Source organism: Leclercia sp. LTM14, assembly GCF_023736175.1.
GTDB lineage: Bacteria > Pseudomonadota > Gammaproteobacteria > Enterobacterales > Enterobacteriaceae > Enterobacter > Enterobacter barmai.
In genome coordinates this window covers 104,070-120,387 of sequence record NZ_JAIKTT010000002.1, presented here as the reverse complement: position 1 = coordinate 120,387, position 16,318 = coordinate 104,070, and the positions used below count along the sequence as shown (strand labels likewise).

Annotated in this window: 11 protein-coding genes and 3 pseudogenes; 7 read left to right on the top strand and 7 right to left on the bottom strand. The window is 58.4% G+C overall.

Annotated features, from left to right (window positions below; all coding sequences use genetic code 11):
• Positions 1 to 60: 60 nt before the first annotated feature.
• Positions 61 to 972 (top strand): alpha/beta fold hydrolase, encoded by a 912-nt coding sequence (locus K5I40_RS04935; protein ID WP_223075377.1) that lies wholly within the window; start codon positions 61 to 63, stop codon positions 970 to 972.
• Positions 973 to 982: 10 nt separating this feature from the next.
• Here K5I40_RS04935 and K5I40_RS04930 read toward each other — a convergent pair.
• From K5I40_RS04930 to K5I40_RS04905, 6 genes and pseudogenes are all read right to left on the bottom strand, one after another.
• Positions 983 to 1,210 (bottom strand): annotated as a pseudogene (locus K5I40_RS04930) (SDR family oxidoreductase); the annotation flags it as partial.
• A gap of 167 nt (positions 1,211 to 1,377) precedes the next feature.
• A complete protein-coding gene (locus tag K5I40_RS04925) occupies positions 1,378 to 2,055 on the bottom strand; it encodes an ABC transporter substrate-binding protein (protein WP_223075378.1) in 678 nt (225 codons plus the stop codon).
• Positions 2,042 to 3,420: pseudogene (locus tag K5I40_RS04920) on the bottom strand (MFS transporter). The gene K5I40_RS04925 and the pseudogene K5I40_RS04920 overlap by 14 nt, the downstream one beginning before the upstream one ends.
• 14 nt (positions 3,421 to 3,434) lie before the next feature.
• Positions 3,435 to 4,319: an amidohydrolase family protein gene (locus K5I40_RS04915; protein WP_223075379.1), complete on the bottom strand. Its 885-nt coding sequence runs from the start codon at positions 4,317 to 4,319 to the stop codon at positions 3,435 to 3,437.
• A 9-nt stretch (positions 4,320 to 4,328) separates the two neighbouring features.
• Positions 4,329 to 4,982, bottom strand: coding sequence for an aspartate/glutamate racemase family protein (locus K5I40_RS04910; protein WP_223075380.1), 654 nt, complete (start codon positions 4,980 to 4,982; stop codon positions 4,329 to 4,331).
• A 52-nt stretch (positions 4,983 to 5,034) separates the two neighbouring features.
• The gene (locus K5I40_RS04905; RefSeq protein ID WP_039028582.1) at positions 5,035 to 6,105 is read right to left on the bottom strand and encodes an isocitrate/isopropylmalate dehydrogenase family protein; all 1,071 of its coding nucleotides are present in this window, start codon (positions 6,103 to 6,105) and stop codon (positions 5,035 to 5,037) included.
• 324 nt (positions 6,106 to 6,429) lie between these two features.
• Here K5I40_RS04905 and otnK point away from each other — a divergent pair, with 324 nt between their 5' ends.
• The 6 genes from otnK (at position 6,430) to K5I40_RS04875 (ending at position 15,222) form a co-directional block, all read left to right on the top strand.
• The gene (otnK, locus tag K5I40_RS04900) at positions 6,430 to 7,689 is read left to right on the top strand and encodes a 3-oxo-tetronate kinase (protein ID WP_223075381.1); all 1,260 of its coding nucleotides are present in this window, start codon (positions 6,430 to 6,432) and stop codon (positions 7,687 to 7,689) included.
• Entirely contained in the window at positions 7,682 to 8,320 is a 639-nt protein-coding gene (locus K5I40_RS04895) for an aldolase (protein WP_223075382.1), read from the top strand. The genes otnK and K5I40_RS04895 overlap by 8 nt, the downstream gene beginning before the upstream one ends.
• Positions 8,321 to 8,912: 592 nt before the next feature.
• A complete protein-coding gene (locus K5I40_RS04890) occupies positions 8,913 to 9,482 on the top strand; it encodes a TetR/AcrR family transcriptional regulator (RefSeq protein WP_223075383.1) in 570 nt (189 codons plus the stop codon).
• 147 nt (positions 9,483 to 9,629) lie between these two features.
• Positions 9,630 to 10,751, top strand: a complete 1,122-nt coding sequence (locus K5I40_RS04885) for an efflux RND transporter periplasmic adaptor subunit (RefSeq protein WP_223075384.1) — start codon at positions 9,630 to 9,632, stop codon at positions 10,749 to 10,751.
• Positions 10,751 to 13,861 carry an efflux RND transporter permease subunit gene (locus K5I40_RS04880; protein WP_223075385.1) on the top strand — a complete coding sequence of 1,037 codons (3,111 nt, stop codon included), beginning with the start codon at positions 10,751 to 10,753 and terminating at the stop codon, positions 13,859 to 13,861. Before K5I40_RS04885 ends, K5I40_RS04880 begins: the two co-directional genes overlap by 1 nt.
• Complete coding sequence (locus tag K5I40_RS04875) at positions 13,861 to 15,222, top strand: efflux transporter outer membrane subunit (RefSeq protein ID WP_223075386.1); 1,362 nt, start codon at positions 13,861 to 13,863, stop codon at positions 15,220 to 15,222. Before K5I40_RS04880 ends, K5I40_RS04875 begins: the two co-directional genes overlap by 1 nt.
• A gap of 185 nt (positions 15,223 to 15,407) precedes the next feature.
• Here the strand turns inward: K5I40_RS04875 and K5I40_RS04870 are convergent.
• Positions 15,408 to 16,267, bottom strand: a pseudogene (locus K5I40_RS04870) (SMP-30/gluconolactonase/LRE family protein).
• Between the last annotated feature and the right edge of the window lie 51 nt (positions 16,268 to 16,318).

The following is a 16,318-nucleotide window of genomic DNA, read 5'->3' as shown; positions in this document are numbered from 1 at the left end:
AATCAGGCCAGGCCCGGGCTCCCGCTCTTTTAAACCGGCTGGCTTAAACAGGAAGATTTGATGTATACCAAAAATATTTGTGCGATGCTCGGCGGAACTTTTTTACTGATGTCTGCGTTCATTACGACGTCCAAAGCTCAATCTCTGCCCCTGGCATCAAAACAGCCGAATTTGCAGCTGATGTCCGTTCAGACGCAAGGCTCAGGAACGGATGTCATATTGATTCCAGGGCTGGCGTCGTCTCGCGGGATCTGGACCGATTTAGCATCAGGTTTACAGTCTGGCCACCGCGTTCACATTTTAGAGCTGGCGGGCTTTGCGAGTACACCCGCAATTGCCAGCCGGGACGGTAAGGTCATCGCCCCAGTCGTTGACGCCATCGCTGAATACATCCGCACCCAGCACATCAACGCTCCGGCGATCGTTGGCCATTCTCTTGGCGGCGAGATTGCATTGATGTTGGGGGCCCGGTATCCCGATCGGGTTGGTCGCTTAATGATTGTCGATGCTTTACCGTTCTATTCGTTAATGATTGACCCTGAAGCGACCAGCGAAACAGCTTCCCAGCGTGCAATTGCTACAAGGGAGTGGATACTGGCGCAATCGCCGCAAGAATTTGAAGCGTTTCAGAAAGCATCCATAGCCCGCTTAGCTAAGACCGAAGCGGTGAGGCCTGCTCTGGTGGCTGCTGGGCTCAGTTCCGATCGCAGAACCATTGCAAACGCTGTGTATGAATTGATGGTTACCGACTTGCGCCCCGAGCTTGGCCGCATTAGCGCACCGATTGAGGTCGTTTATGCGTATGACGCCTTATTCGGGGTGCCTGCCTCCGGTGTGGATGAAATGTACCGTCGAGCCTATACCAATGCGCGAGATATCCATTTCACACGCATCGATGACAGTTTTCACTTTATCATGCTCGATCAGCCAAGACGGTTCTCCAGCGCGGTTGAGTCATTTTTAAATAAATAAGGCATGGTCATCAGGCGTTACGGCCCGCCATCACGCCGCCATCAATATCCCAGATAGCGCCGGTGACCCAGCCAGTCTTGTCAGAAAGCAGGAAAGCCACGGTTTCGGCGATATCAACCGGTGTACCTATGCAACCGATCGGGTGGAAGCTGTCAAAGCTGTTCATCACCTCCTTCACCTCGTCTTTCGCAATAAAGCCTTCGTAAATCGGCGTGTGAACAACGGCTGGAGACACCGAAACCGGCCAGCTGGCTCAGCTGCATCCCGCCCATCGGTGGCAGATCAATTGGTCTTATTATCTGGTCACCGCGCAGCAAAAAGTCATGCGTGCTGAAGTCAACGTCTTCCATGACTGGCTTCTTCAGGAAGGAGATTGTCGAAGCACATTTCCACCAGGCTTTACCATTACGCCATAGCCAGTTCACGATCAATAATCCCCTGCACCGCCCCGTCCACCTGCCAGCGGGTCAGCATCTCAACAAGCTGGTGGTAGCGCTGTTCATTACCCCGGGGCACGCAGATCGCCTGATGTATCTGACCGAAATTATCGGGCAGAACCCGATAACCAGAGTGCGCGGCAGATGTGCGCTCCAGCGGCTGGCGAATTCCCGCCGCCATGTCCCCCTCCCCCTGCAGAAACGCATCAATGGCGGCCTGGGATGAGGCGAGCCGGTTGAGGGTGGCATGCTGCAGGTGTCGGGTCAGATGCAGATCGTATGCCGCCCCCTTACCGACGTTGATCACAACCCCTGGCTTATCCATCTGTTCAACGCTCTGCCACGAACTCCCTTCGTGAACCAGCACCGTGCCCTGAATGGTGATATAGGGCTGAGTAAACTGCAGGATCGTCTCCCGCTGCGGGTCCACCGCCAGAAAGGCGATGTCCCAGTAATCCTTCTGCGCATCCTCCACCACCTTTCCGGCGGCCGGGTAAGTTTTTAGCTGCGCGCTGCAGCCCAGCTCCGCGGCTATCTTATGCGCCAGCTGGACCGTTATTCCGCCGGGACTGCCGTCCGGTAGCTCCCTTGCCAGAACAGCATTGCCCAGATTAATAGCAAAACGCAGGTTTTTAGTGACTGACATGAGGCTCCTCCGCAAGTCGCTCAGGTTCATGATTATCAGTGTCAAAACTCAGACGCTGGATTTTCCCTGCGACGAATAAATAACAGCACAGATTCAGGAACGCACAGACGCCAACGAAGATAAGCGCCCCGTTAAATGAGCCGGTGTCTTTAATAATGTAGGCGATAATAATCGGCGTGAAGATCCCGGAAATATTACCGATCATATTGAACAGTCCGCCGCTCAGGCCAATCGCCTCTTTTGGCGAGAAGTCGGAGACCACGCACCACCCCATCGCCCCGAACCTTTGCCGAAAAAGGCCAGCGACATGATTGCCACCACAATCCACGCCGAGTCGACGTAGTTACAAATCACCATGCTCACCGCCAGCAGCATGCCGATCACAATCGGCGTTTTACGCGCCGCAGAGAGGCTAAAGCCGCGCGAGAGCATGTAATCGGACAACACGCCGCCCAGCAGCGCCCCCGCACAGCCGCACAGGGCCGGTAACGAGGCCACAAACCCAGCTTTGAGGATGGTCATGCCGCGATCGTGAACCAGGTAAACGGGAAACCAGGTCAGGAAGAAGTACGAGAGCACGGTAAAGAAGAACTGCCCCATATAGACGCCGAGCGCCAGGCGGTTAGTCAGCAGCTTGCGGGTATAACCTTTGCCCGCGCTGTCACCTTTTTTCGCGGCCTTAAGGTTGGTCAGCCCTCCGCCCGACTGGATATAATCCAGCTCCGCGCTGTTCACCAGCGGGTGAACCTTCGGCGTGTCGGCAAGCACCCGGTGCATCAACAGGGAGACCAGAATGCCCAGCTCGCCCATAAACCAGAATACCGATTCCCAGCCGTAACTATAAGAAAACCAGCCCATTAAGGGTAAAAAGACCACCAACGCAAAGTACTGTGCCGCCGTGGTAAACCCGGACGCTTTACCGCGTTCACGTGCCGGGAACCAGGCGGCAAGAAAGCGGGAGTTGGCAGGCAGGGTCGGTGCTTCAATCAACCCCATCATAAAGATAAAGCCGAAGATCATGATCCGGGTGACCCAGACGTTATCAAACGAGGTGCTGAACCCCACCAGGAAAACAAACAGCGACCAGGTAAAGACGCCTGTCACCAGCACCCGTTTGGAGCCGAAACGATCGAGCAGCCACCCGCCGGGATACTGGCCCAGCACGTAAGCCCAGGTGAACGTCGATATCAGGTAGCCCAGCGCCACAATATCAAGGCCAGCGGCATTAACCATATCGGTACCGGCAATGGAGAACGTGGCGCGATCGCCATGATTTAACGCGATACTCAGGAACACCATCAGCAAAATCATATAGCGATAGTGCGTGGGTTTCTTTTTAGATGAAGCAGAGTCAGGTGTTGTCATTCTTTTCGGCCTTATCACGAAGACGAAGAGTTAAATCCGTAAAGGTCTGCCGGGTTGTGCACAAACAGACGGTGCCGGACCCGGTCGTTATTTGCCCAGTGCGCAATGCGCGAGAGGATCAGCGCGTCGTCGGGCATGTTTTTATTGGCGCTGATGAGATTCGGGTGCGGCCAGTCGCTGCCCCACACCACCCGCTCGGTGGCATCAAAGAGAAAACCTTTAATTATTCCCGCCATATCAGACACATCATCCCGCTGCGACTGATGGTAAAGGGCGGAGAGTTTGACCCAGCAACGTCCCGAATCGATAAGCTCCCAGGCCAGTTTCCATGCCGGATGGGAGAGCGGTTCCGGCTGCGGCAGGCGAAAGAAATGGTCGATCACCAGCCTGCCCGGAACCTGCTTCAGCACCGAACGCAGGGCCCAGAGCCGATCGGCGCTGGCATGAACCTGCACATGCCAGCCGCGCTCCGCCACCCGGGCGGCCAACGGCAGCAGCATCTCCGGCGTGGTGATACTCCCGGCAGCAAAATTGAAGCGAATGCCGGTCACCCCGGCGTCGGCAAGGGTGTCCAGCTCCGCGTCGCTGACGGATGGCGTCACCACCGCCTCGCCGCGCGCGTTCTCCCCAAAGGCCTTCAGGGCATCGAGTAAGCAGCGGTTATCCGCCCCGTAGGAAGACGGCTGTACCAGCACGTGGCGCGTAAAACCGAGCCATAACTGGAAAGCCCGATAATCATTCACCCTGGCATCAGGGAGGTTGCGTTCATCATCCGGCGCCCAGGGGTAACGCCGGTCAAAAATATGATGATGGCAGTCGCAGCTGTTGGCAGGTAACAGGAGATCCGGCGCAAAGGATATGCGGCTGTATTTAATCTGCGTCTCTTTATGATTATTCACGGCGGTGCCTTACTTCATCATCCGCTTTAATTTATGCACGGCGGACTGCGGGCTACTGAATACCGCGCAGGAGACGGCGGAACTCACCTCCTGCCAGGCGATCTCCATCGAGAAATGGGCCAGCAGGATCGCATCAGCCCCCTGATGTTGCCGCGCCGCCTCGACGATGAGCTGGTTATGCAGGCTGGCATTTCCTGCGTTCAGGGCATCACGCGCGCCGGGCACAACGTAGCTTTGCAGCCTGGCGTCCACCTGGCGGGCAGAAGCCAGAGCGCTGAACTCCTCCTCCATCCCTTTTACGGCGGGCGCGAAGGTCGCCAGCATCACGATATTGCGCCCCTTCGCCAGGGCATCCTCGAACATCGCCTCGTTAGGCTTGAGCACCGGCAGAGGAACGACTTGCGCGCTGGACTCAATGGCGGCCCCGAACGCCGAGCAGGTAAACAGCACTGCGGCGGCATCAATGCTGACGGCATACTCCACCAGGGCGTGAATACGTTGATGCAGGCGCGGGGTCAGGGTTGGCTCTTTGGCCCGATCAACGCTTAAGGCATCGTCGAGCAGATTGCTGATTTCTGCTTCAGGCCACAGGTTCCTGAAGGTGTCGTTGATCGGCGCGACGGCCAGGGGCGTGGCGTGGATCAGGACAATACGTTGGCTCATGGTGCTCTCCGGAAAACGGGCTGCCCGCAACGAGGGCAGCCGCAAATCATGCTCAGGAGCGAATAGCCGCTGCCACTTTTTCTGCAAAAGCTTTGGTGCCGCAGGTGCCGCCCAGATCCGGCGTGCGGGTTGCCGGGTTCTCCAGCACTTCGTCCACCGCACGGCCGATCTCGTCCGCCGCTTTGAGGAATTTCGGCTGGTTGTGCTTCTCGGCATACCAGGCCAGCATCATCGCCGCAGAGAGGATCATTGACACCGGGTTGGCTTTATCCTGGTTCTGAATATCCGGCGCGGAACCGTGCTGCGCCTGAGCGCAGCAGTGGGTATCGCTGGCCATGATAGAGCCCGCCAGGCCCAGGCTGCCGGAGAGTTCGCTTGCCAGATCGCTGATGATGTCGCCATAGAAGTTAGTAGCCACTAACACATCGAAGCGTTCCGGGTTACGCACCAGGTGCGCGGTGGAGGCGTCCACCAGCAGATCGTCGAGCTGCACTTCCGGGAACTCTTTTGCCACCGTGCGCACGGCTTCGAGGAACAGGCCGTCGGTCATATGGAAGCTGTTGGCTTTGTGAATAGCGGTCACTTTTTTCTTGCGCTGCATTGCCAGCTCAAAGGCTTTACGGGCAATGCGCTCAGAGCAGTGACGGGTGATTTTGCGCGTGGACAGGGCCATATCCGGGCTTGGCATGACCTCCCCCCAACCGCGGGTCATGTTACGGTCCGGATAAAACCCTTCCGTGGCCTCGCGCATAATCACCAGATCCATGGTTTTGCCCTCTTTCATGTTCGACGTCAGGAAAGGACGCGTCCGTGCCGGGCGAACGTTGGCATACAGATCCAGACCGATACGGAAGCCCGCCGAGACGTTGCGACCGCCCTTTTCCGGTGCCGGATAATCTGCGTGTGACTGGGTGCCCAGGATAATGCCATCGTAGGTTTTCGCTCTGTCTAACGACTCCTGACGCAGCGTGGTGCCGTATTTCTCCAGGCTTGTGAAACCCACCTCTTCGTAATCAAATTCAAAATCCAGGCCGAAGGCTTTATCCAGTGAATTCAGCACGGTTACCGCAGCTGAGGTGATTTCAGGGCCGATACCGTCACAAGGCAGAACCAGAATGCGCATAAAAAACTCCAGGTAGGTTGTTTGCTTTCGATTGCATTTTTATAACAATAAATGCATCTATGGCAAGGTGATGCAGATCACGTTTATCCGATAAGTCTTTTCAGATTTAGCATTTTCTTTACCTTTCATACACTTGCAGGCAGCAATTTTTTGCGTCTTAAATGCCTGCAACTTCTGGACGCAACCGGGAGGTAGCACTTTGGGACACAGTGTCGCAAATTGACCCAAAATGTGATCTTAACCACGTTTTAACAATCACCACATTTGCATTTATATATACATAAAAGCAATATAACGACATCAACGGGTTTGTGAGGAATGAACATGACTAAGTTAGGCGTCATCGCCGACGACTTTACCGGGGCAACCGACATTGCCAGTTTTATGGTCAACGCAGGCTGGAAAGTGGTGCTCTTTAATGGCGTGCCCACCGATGGCTTCGACGCGCAGGACACCGACGCCATTGTCATTGCCCTGAAGAGCCGTTCGATTCCGGTCAACGACGCGGTGGAGTTGTCCTTAGCGGCTTCGGCGTGGCTGAAGGCGCAGGGGTGCCAGCGCCAGCTCTTCAAATATTGCTCGACCTTTGACTCCACCGCCCAGGGCAATATCGGCCCGGTGACCGATGCGCTGATGAAGTTTCTGGATACCCCAGCCACCCTTATCTGCCCTGCGGTACCGGATAACGGTCGCACCATCGTGCACGGCCACCTGTTCGTGAAGGGTGAGCTGCTGAATGAGAGCGGCATGGAGCACCATCCCGTCACGCCGATGAAGCACGCCTCCCTGAAGAAGCTGATGGAAGCGCAGTCTGTCGGGCTGTGCGGGCTGATCAATCTCGATACGGTGAAAAACCATCCCGCCGCACTGGCAACGGAGATGGAAAAACAGCAGGCGAACCGGGCCCGCTACTTCATTTTCGACGTGCTCGATAACCAGGATCTGCTGACCGTCGCCAGCGCCACGTCGCATTTCCCGCTGGTGACGGGCGCGGCCGGGCTGGGTTACGCCATCGCCACCCTCGATAAACAGCGTGCCGGAACCGCAAAACAGACGATGCAGGTCAAGGCCAGCGGCGCGGGGGTGGTGCTTTCCGGCAGCTGTTCTGCGATGACCAATCAGCAGGTAGATTTCTACCAGCAACGCGCCTCGTCCCTGGCGCTGGATGTGGAAAAGATCATTCACGACCCGGCGTATCTGGAAAGCGTCTCGCAATGGGTCATCACCCGTGGCGGTGAACCGCTGGCCCCGATGGTCTACGCCACCCAGCCGCCGCAAATCATCGAGCTTATCCAGAAACACTACGGCGCGGCGTTCGTCAGCGACAGGATCGAAACCTTCTTCGCATCGCTGGCCCGGACGCTTGCCCGGGCTGGCTTTAACAAGTTTATCGTCGCGGGGGGCGAGACCTCCGGCGCAGTGACTCAGGGTCTGAACATTGAGGGGATGATCATTGGCGAGCCTGTGGCACCCGGGGTGCCCTGGACCCAGGTCCTCAACAAACCGCAGTGGGTGATCCTCAAATCCGGCAACTTTGGCAGCCAGGATTTCTTCCAGAAAGCACAGGAACATTATGATGAGTGAACAACAGTTAAGAGAAGAGATGGTGCGCTATGCCCGTTCCATGTTTGAGCGCGGCTACAGCAGCGGCGGCGCGGGCAATATCAGCCTGAAACTCCCGGACGGCACGATTCTGGCGACCCCCACCAACTCCAGCTTTGGCGATCTTGTTGCGGACGAGCTGAGTAAAGTCACCATGGACGGAGAGCAGATTTCGGGTCAGAAGGCCTCGAAAGAGGTACTGATGCACCTGGCGATGTATCGTCAGCGCCCGCAGTGCGGCGGCATTGTTCATCTGCATTCGCCGTGGCTCACCGCCCTGTCGTGCCTGCCGGGCATTGATCCTGAAAACGCCCTGCCGCCGATCACCCCCTATTACGTGATGCGTGTCGGCAAACTGCCCGTCGTACCCTACATTCGCCCGGGTTCACCGCTGATCGCCGAGCATGTCGAAAAACTGGCGGCGGAACATAACGCCATTCTGCTCGCCAATCACGGCCCAATTATTTCCGGCAAGACACTTCGCGAGGCGGTATTCAACGCCGAAGAGCTGGAGGAAACGGCGAAACTCTATTTCATGCTGAAACCCTTTGGTATGAATACCCTGACTCAGGAAAACGTCGACGAGCTTAACGCCACTTTTAATATGAAATAATAAAATTTCCCTGCGTTATTCCTCGCGCAGGGGATCCCCACAATAAATAGCGGCACGGTCGGCTCCCTCTCCTCTTTGGGGAGAGGGCTGGGGTGAGGGGGAACATGCGACTCTGGAGGTGGTTCCGTTCACTGTATGATTTGTGCTTCTCTGTCAGCCGCGTCACCCGTGAACGTGCTAAGTGGGCTCGCCGCCGCCCCCTTAGCAATCCCGGCTCCCGGCCAGGAAAATCGCCGCTTCGCGGTACACTCAGCTTATTCCCGCAGGCTTTCGGGTCGGGGGCGATCCTACATCCATGTAGGTCGCAAAGTCTGGGTCATGAGCGTTTGCGCCCTTCTCGCCGCGCTGGTACCCGGGATTACTCCACTATAACACGGCAAAAAAAGGGCGGATAACTCTCTGCCTTTTTTTGCCTCCTTTTTTTCATCATATTCTTAATACCGCCCCGCCTCTTTTCCATAAAAACTCCATATTCCCTCCATTATTAAAATCCGGAAATATTCATTCGTTATGTAAATAAAAAAAGCCTTTCCAATTCGCTCCTGAAATGCATAATGAGAACGATCATTCTCACTTTTACAGGGTTGCCCTGATGAGCACGAAACTGGAACAACGCCAGAAACAGCGGCAGGACGAGATTATTACGGCTGCCCGCCGCTGCTTTCGCTCCAGCGGGTTTCACGCCGCCAGCATGTCGCAGATCGCCGGTGAAGCGCAGCTGAGCGTCGGGCAAATCTACCGTTATTTCAGCAACAAAGACGCCATTATCGAAGAGATGATCCGGCGTTTCATCGACTCGCGCATCGAAGAGATGCAGGGCAAAACGCTGGTTGAAGGCATGCCGCAGATGCTCGCCTGGCGACAAACCCTCAACGAAGATGACGATGCGCTCATGCTCGAGATGTCCGCCGAGGCCACGCGCAACCCGCAGGTTGCCGCCATGCTCAAAGAGGCCGAAGCGCGGATGTTTGCCAACGCCTGCGAGCACCTGAAAAAGCAGTTCCCCCACCTGAGCGATGACCATATTCGCTGCTGCGTGGAAATTACCGCGGTGATGATCGAGGGGACAATTTACCGTCGATTAACTCCGTTAAAAGTGCCGTCAGAACAATTAGAGCCCATTTATCAGGATATTTTAAATATGCTTTTCTCTGCTAAGTAATCGCATGTAAATAATCAGCCGTACCCGATTATTTCCTTATTTTCATTTCCGGCACTGCCGGAGATGCGGCATCGCTGTGCCTTTAATCAGTCCTCCACCCTGTTAAGCCATTAACAGGGCTGGCTTCGTTCACCCTGGAAAAAGATTATGAAAACCATAATAACCCCCATCGCGGCATTACTCCTCCTGACCGGGTGCGATGATGCACAAACATCTGCTCCCCCACCTCCCCTGCCGGAAGTGGGGATTGTCACCCTGATGAGCCAGCCGGTTCCCGTCGTCAGTGAACTGACCGGCCGCACCACCGCCGCCATGAGCGCCGAAGTGCGCCCCCAGGTGGGCGGGATTATTCAGAAACGGCTCTTCACCGAAGGCGATACCGTCAAAGCCGGACAGGCGCTGTATCAGATTGATCCCTCCAGCTACCGCGCCGCATTTGATGAAGCCGCGGCCGCGCTGAAACAGGCGCAGGCGCTGGTGCAGGCCGACTGCCAGAAAGCCCAGCGCTATGCCCAACTGGTGAAAGACGACGGCGTGTCGCGCCAGGACGCGGAAGACGCGAAATCCACCTGCGCGCAGGACAAGGCCAGCGTGGCGTCGAAGCGAGCGGCCCAGGAGAGCGCCCGCATTAACCTCAACTGGACCACCGTCACCGCACCCATTGCCGGGCGCATCGGCATCTCCTCCGTGACGCCCGGCGCGCTGGTCACCGCCCAGCAGGATACCGCCCTCGCGACCGTTCGCGGCCTGGACAGCATGTACGTCGATCTCACGCGATCCAGCGCCGATCTGCTGCGCCTGCGCAGGCAAACCCTTGCCAGCAACAGCAATACGCTGAGCGTGACGTTAACCCTGGAGGACGGCAGCACCTACAGCGAAAAAGGCCGCCTGGCGCTGACCGAAGTGGCGGTGGATGAATCCACCGGCTCGGTCACCCTGCGCGCCGTCTTCCCGAACCCGCAGCATCAACTTCTGCCGGGAATGTTTGTCCGCGCCCGCGTGGACGAAGGCATTATGAATGATGCGATCCTCGCCCCGCAGCAGGGCGTTACCCGCGACGCCAAAGGCACCGCCACCGCGCTGGTGGTCAATGCCAGCAACAAGGTGGAGCAGCGCCAGCTGCAAACGGGCGATACCTACGGCGACAAATGGCTGGTGCTGAGCGGCCTGAAGGCGGGTGACAGGCTGATTGTGGAAGGTACCGACAAAGTGACCGCCGGGCAGGAAGTGAAAGCCGAAGAGATGAAAACCACCGGAGGAGACGCCTGATGTTTTCCCGTTTCTTCGTGCGTCGTCCGGTCTTTGCCTGGGTGATCGCCATTCTGATCATGCTCGCCGGGATGCTGGCGATCCGCACCCTGCCGGTGGCGCAGTACCCGGACGTTGCCCCGCCGTCGATCAAAATCTCCGCCACCTATACCGGTGCCTCTGCGCAAACCCTGGAGAACAGCGTCACCCAGGTGATTGAGCAGCAGCTGACCGGGCTGGATAACCTGCTCTACTTCAGCTCCACCAGCAGCTCGGACGGCTCGGTGAGCATTAACGTCACCTTCGAACAGGGAACCGACCCGGATACCGCCCAGGTGCAGGTGCAGAACAAGGTTCAGCAGGCGGAATCGCGCCTGCCGACCGAGGTGCAGCAGTCCGGCATTACCGTTGAAAAATCCCAGAGCAACTTCCTGCTGATCATGGGGGTGTACGACAAAACCGATACCGCCAGCAGCTCGGATATCGCCGACTGGCTGGTGAGCAACATGCAGGATCCGCTGGCACGCGTGGAAGGCGTCGGCAGCCTGCAGGTGTTCGGCGCGGAATACGCCATGCGCATCTGGCTCGACCCGGCGAAGCTGGCCTCTTACGCCCTGATGCCCTCCGACGTGCAGAGCGCGATTGAAGCGCAAAACGTGCAGGTCTCTGCCGGGAAGATCGGCGCACTGCCTTCGTCGAACGCGCAACAACTGACCGCCACGGTGCGCGCCCAGTCGCGCCTGCAGACGGTGGATCAGTTTAAAAACATCATCGTCAAAAGCCAGGCCAGCGGCGCGGTCGTGCGCATCGGCGACGTGGCGCGCGTGGAGATGGGCAGCGAAGACTACACCGCCACCGCGAAGCTGAACGGCCACCCGGCAGCGGGGATGGCCGTAATGCTTTCTCCGGGCGCGAACGCGCTTAATACCGCCACGGCGGTGAAAGACAAAATCGCCGAATTCAAAAAGTCGATGCCGGAAGGCTACGACGTGGCCTACCCGAAAGACAGTACCGAGTTCATCAAGATCTCAGTTGAGGACGTGATCCAGACCCTGTTCGAAGCCATTATCCTGGTGGTGGTGGTGATGTACCTGTTCCTGCAGAACATCCGCGCGACGCTGATCCCGGCCCTGGCCGTCCCGGTGGTCCTGTTGGGCACCTTCGGCGTGCTGGCGCTGTTCGGCTACTCCATCAACACCCTGACGCTGTTTGCGATGGTGCTGGCGATAGGCCTGCTGGTGGATGACGCCATCGTGGTGGTGGAGAACGTCGAGCGTATTATGCGTGACGAAGGGCTGCCTGCCCGGGAAGCGACCGAAAAATCGATGGGCGGAATCTCCGGCGCGCTGGTCGCCATTGCGCTGGTGCTCTCGGCGGTCTTCCTGCCGATGGCCTTCTTCGGCGGTTCGACCGGGGTGATTTACCGTCAGTTCTCGGTCACCATTATCTCGGCGATGATCCTCTCCGTGGTGGTAGCGCTGACCCTGACCCCCGCGCTTTGCGGCGCGATCCTGAGCCACACCACGCCGCACAAAAAAGGCTTCTTCGGCGCGTTTAACCGCTTCTACAGCAGGACCGAACACGGCTACCAGAACAAGGTGCTGCGGGCCCTGCGCCGCTCCGGCGGCATGCTGATAGTTTACGCCCTGCTCTGCGGCGCGATGGGCGTGGCGATGCTGAAACTGCCGGGCAGCTTTTTGCCCACGGAAGACCAGGGTGAAATCATGGTGCAGTACACCCTGCCCGCGGGTGCCACGGCAGTCCGGACCGCCGAGGTCAGCCGCCAGGTGCGCGAGTGGTTCCTCACCAAAGAGAAAGCCAACACCGACGTTATCTTCACCGTCGAGGGTTTCAGCTTTAGCGGCAGCGGCCAGAACGCCGGGATGGCCTTTGTCTCCCTGAAAAACTGGTCCGAACGTCAGGGCGACGAGAACACCGCCCAGGCGATTGCCCTGCGCGCCACCCGGGAGCTGAGCACCATCCGGGATGCCAGCATCTTTGCCATGACGCCCCCGGCGGTTGACGGTCTGGGCCAGAGCAACGGCTTTACCTTTGAGCTGATGGCGACCGGCAACACCGACCGCGACACCCTGCTGAAGATGCGTAACCAGCTGATTGGCCAGGCCAACCAGCAGAGCACCCTGCAGGCGGTGCGCGCCAACGATCTGCCCCAGATGCCACAGCTGCAGGTGGATATTGACAACAACAAAGCCGTGTCGCTGGGGCTCTCCCTGAGCGACGTCAGCAGCACCCTCTCCAGCGCCTGGGGCGGCACCTACGTGAATGACTTTATCGATCGCGGGCGCGTGAAAAAGGTCTACATCCAGGGCGACAGCGATGCCCGCGCCGTGCCGACCGATCTCAATAAATGGTATGTGCGCGGCAGCGACAGCAGCATGACCCCGTTCTCCGCCTTTGCCACCACCCGCTGGGAGTATGGCCCGGAGAGCCTGGTGCGTTACAACGGTTCGGCGGCATATGAGATCCAGGGCGAAAATGCCAGCGGCGCCAGTTCCGGCACCGCCATGAGCCAGATGGAGCAGCTGGCGAACAACCTGCCGTCCGGCACCACCTGGGCGTGGAGCGGCCTGTCATTGCAGGAAAAACTGGCCAGCGGCCAGGCGATGAGCCTGTATGCCCTCTCCATCCTGGTGGTGTTCCTCTGCCTGGCGGCGCTGTATGAGAGCTGGTCGGTGCCGATTTCGGTCATCCTGGTGATCCCGCTTGGGGTGCTGGGCGCGGCGCTTGCCGCCTCGCTGCGCGGCCTGAACAACGACGTTTACTTCCAGGTGGCGCTGCTGACCACCATCGGCCTGTCGTCGAAAAACGCCATCCTGATTGTGGAGTTCGCCGAAGCCAAAGTCGCCGAAGGCTACTCCCTCACCCGCGCCGCCCTGCGTGCCGCCCAGACGCGTCTGCGTCCCATCATCATGACCTCGCTGGCGTTTATCGCGGGCGTGACGCCACTGGCGATTGCCACCGGTGCCGGGGCCAACAGCCGCGTGGCGATCGGGACCGGCATCATCGGCGGGACGCTGGCCGCCACGCTGCTGGCGATCTTCTTCGTTCCTTTATTCTTTGTACTGGTGAAACGTCTCTTCTCCGGTAAACACGCAAACCGGAGGTCATAATGTTTCGTGTATCTGTTTTAGCCCTGGCCCTGCTGAGCGCAGGCTGTGTGTCGTTAGATCCCACTTATCAGCGCCCGGCCGCCCCCGTCCCCGCCACCCTGCCCGGCGCCCACGGCGAGGCCACCGCCGTCGTCAGCCAGTGGCAGCAGGTGATGAACGATGCCCGCCTGAAAAGCGTGGTGACGATGGCGCTCAACAGCAACCGCGACCTGCAAAAAGCGATTGCCGATATCGATGCCGCCCGCGCCCAGTATGGCGAAACGCGTTCATCCCTCTTCCCGACGCTGGATGCCGGGCTGAGCCATACCCGCAGCCGCACGCTGGCGGGCGGCGTGACCACCAGCGATGAAGCCAACGGTACGGTCTCCAGCTTTGAGCTGGATCTGTTTGGCCGTAACCAGAGCCTGTCCCGCGCCGCGCGGGAGACCTGGCTTGCCAGCGAATTCACCGCGCAGAACACCCGCCTGACGATGGTCAGCGAACTGACCACTGCCTGGGTGACGCTGGCAGCGGATAACAGCAACCTGGCGCTGGCGAAATCCACCCAGCAGAGCGCCGCGAACTCGCTCAAAATCGTCAAACGTCAGCAGGAGGTCGGCGTGGCGGCGGCCACGGACGTCAGCTCCGCCATGGCGGTGTACCAGCAGGCGCGCGCCAGCGTGGCGAGCTACCAAACGCAGGTGATGCAGGACAAAAACGCCCTCAACCTGCTGGCGGGCGACACCGTGCCGGACAACCTGCTGCCCGGCACGCTGGAGAGTCTGAGCGACAACGCCATCACGCTGATCCCGGCGGGGGTCAGCTCCGGCACGCTGCTGCGTCGCCCGGATATTCAGGAGGCGGAGCATAACCTGCTGAGCGCCAACGCCAGCATCGGTGCCGCGCGGGCTAACTTCTTCCCGACCATCTCGCTGACCGCCAGCGCGGGGGTCGGCAGCGATTCACTCTCCTCCCTGTTCAGCCACGGGATGCAGGTCTGGTCGTTCGCGCCGTCCATCACGCTGCCGCTGTTCAGCGGCGGCAATAACATGGCGCAACTGCGCTACGCCGAAGCGGAGAAGAAGGGGCTGATCGCCACCTACGAGAAAACGATTCAGAGCGCGTTTAAGGACGTGGCCGACGCGCTGGCGCGCCGGGAAACCCTGAGCGAGCAGCTTGATGCCCAGCGCGAGTACGTGGCGGCAGAGCAAAAAACGCTGGATGTAGCGACCCGCAGCTATCAGGCGGGAGCGGGAGATTACCTGACGGTACTGACCGCACGGCGCTCGCTGTGGTCGGCCCAGTCGTCGCTGATCGCGCTACAACAGACCGACCTGGAAAACCGCATAACCCTGTGGCAGTCCCTTGGGGGCGGTATTTAGCAGGATTCGCCAGGCATGCCATCGTCGCCAGCGCCGTGCTGGCGACGAACTATGTGCGTGAGTTTGAGCCTGGTTCGGGAAGACTGGAGTGACTGACGGTAGAAAGAGTCTTAAAGAGCGGAATGTCGGCTTTGTGCCAGGAACGGATGCTTTCTCTAAGCCTGAATCTGATCAAATGCCAGAGGTTATATTTTGTGCGCTGCAAAACGGCTTTCTGGTAATCCGGCAAAAAAAGTGACCGAATGCTGAAAAGCGCACCGTCATAAGCGGTTGGCTCTGCGAGTCCTACCCGGGCACTGGTACAAGAAAGTGTGTGGAGTGACGAACCACCAAGCACCGGGCAGGTTGTCTGGAGGGCTGGCGCAGAAAGAATGCTGTGTATTTCTCCCCCCGGACTGTATCGGACAACCCGACTGCCGCCCCATTCTGCGTTCCACAGATAGCCCTGCGCATCAATGCAGGAACCATCAGGCGCGCCGCCGCCTTCGATTTTGGTGAACACGCGCTGGTTTTGCAGCGAGGGGTAATCGCAGCACATAATCCGACCCTGCATCGAGTCACAGTAATAGAGCGTGCCACCATCGGGGCTGAAACAGATGCTGTTCGGTATAGCGACATCGGGCAATGCAAGCGTCTCAACAGTCAGCGTTGCCGCATTGAGTCGATGAAACTTACCGATGACTTTAACGGGATAATCGTCATCCAACGTCCCGAAGACAAAATTACCGGCACGGTCGCACCGTCCATCACCTATACGGGTGCCGGTGTCTCCCGGTGAAGCAGCCACTGGGGTAATTAATCCACTGTTGAGATCATAGAAAGCCAGCCTTGTCGCGAATCCCATCAGCAGAATGTGATCCTGTTCAGTCAGGGCAAAGGAGCCAAGACGTTCAGGCAGCGACCAGCGCATCACAGCATCAATACCTTCTTCTATGGCGAGAAGTTCACTGGCTTCAATGTCAGTCCAGTAGAGCCTGCGGGTTCTTTCACACCACAGCGGGCATTCTCCCAGCGTATTCCTGACCTCAGCTGCAATTGAAAACATGTTAATCCTCCGGATATAAAAGATCGTACTGCACGATGGCAAAAGTGGATA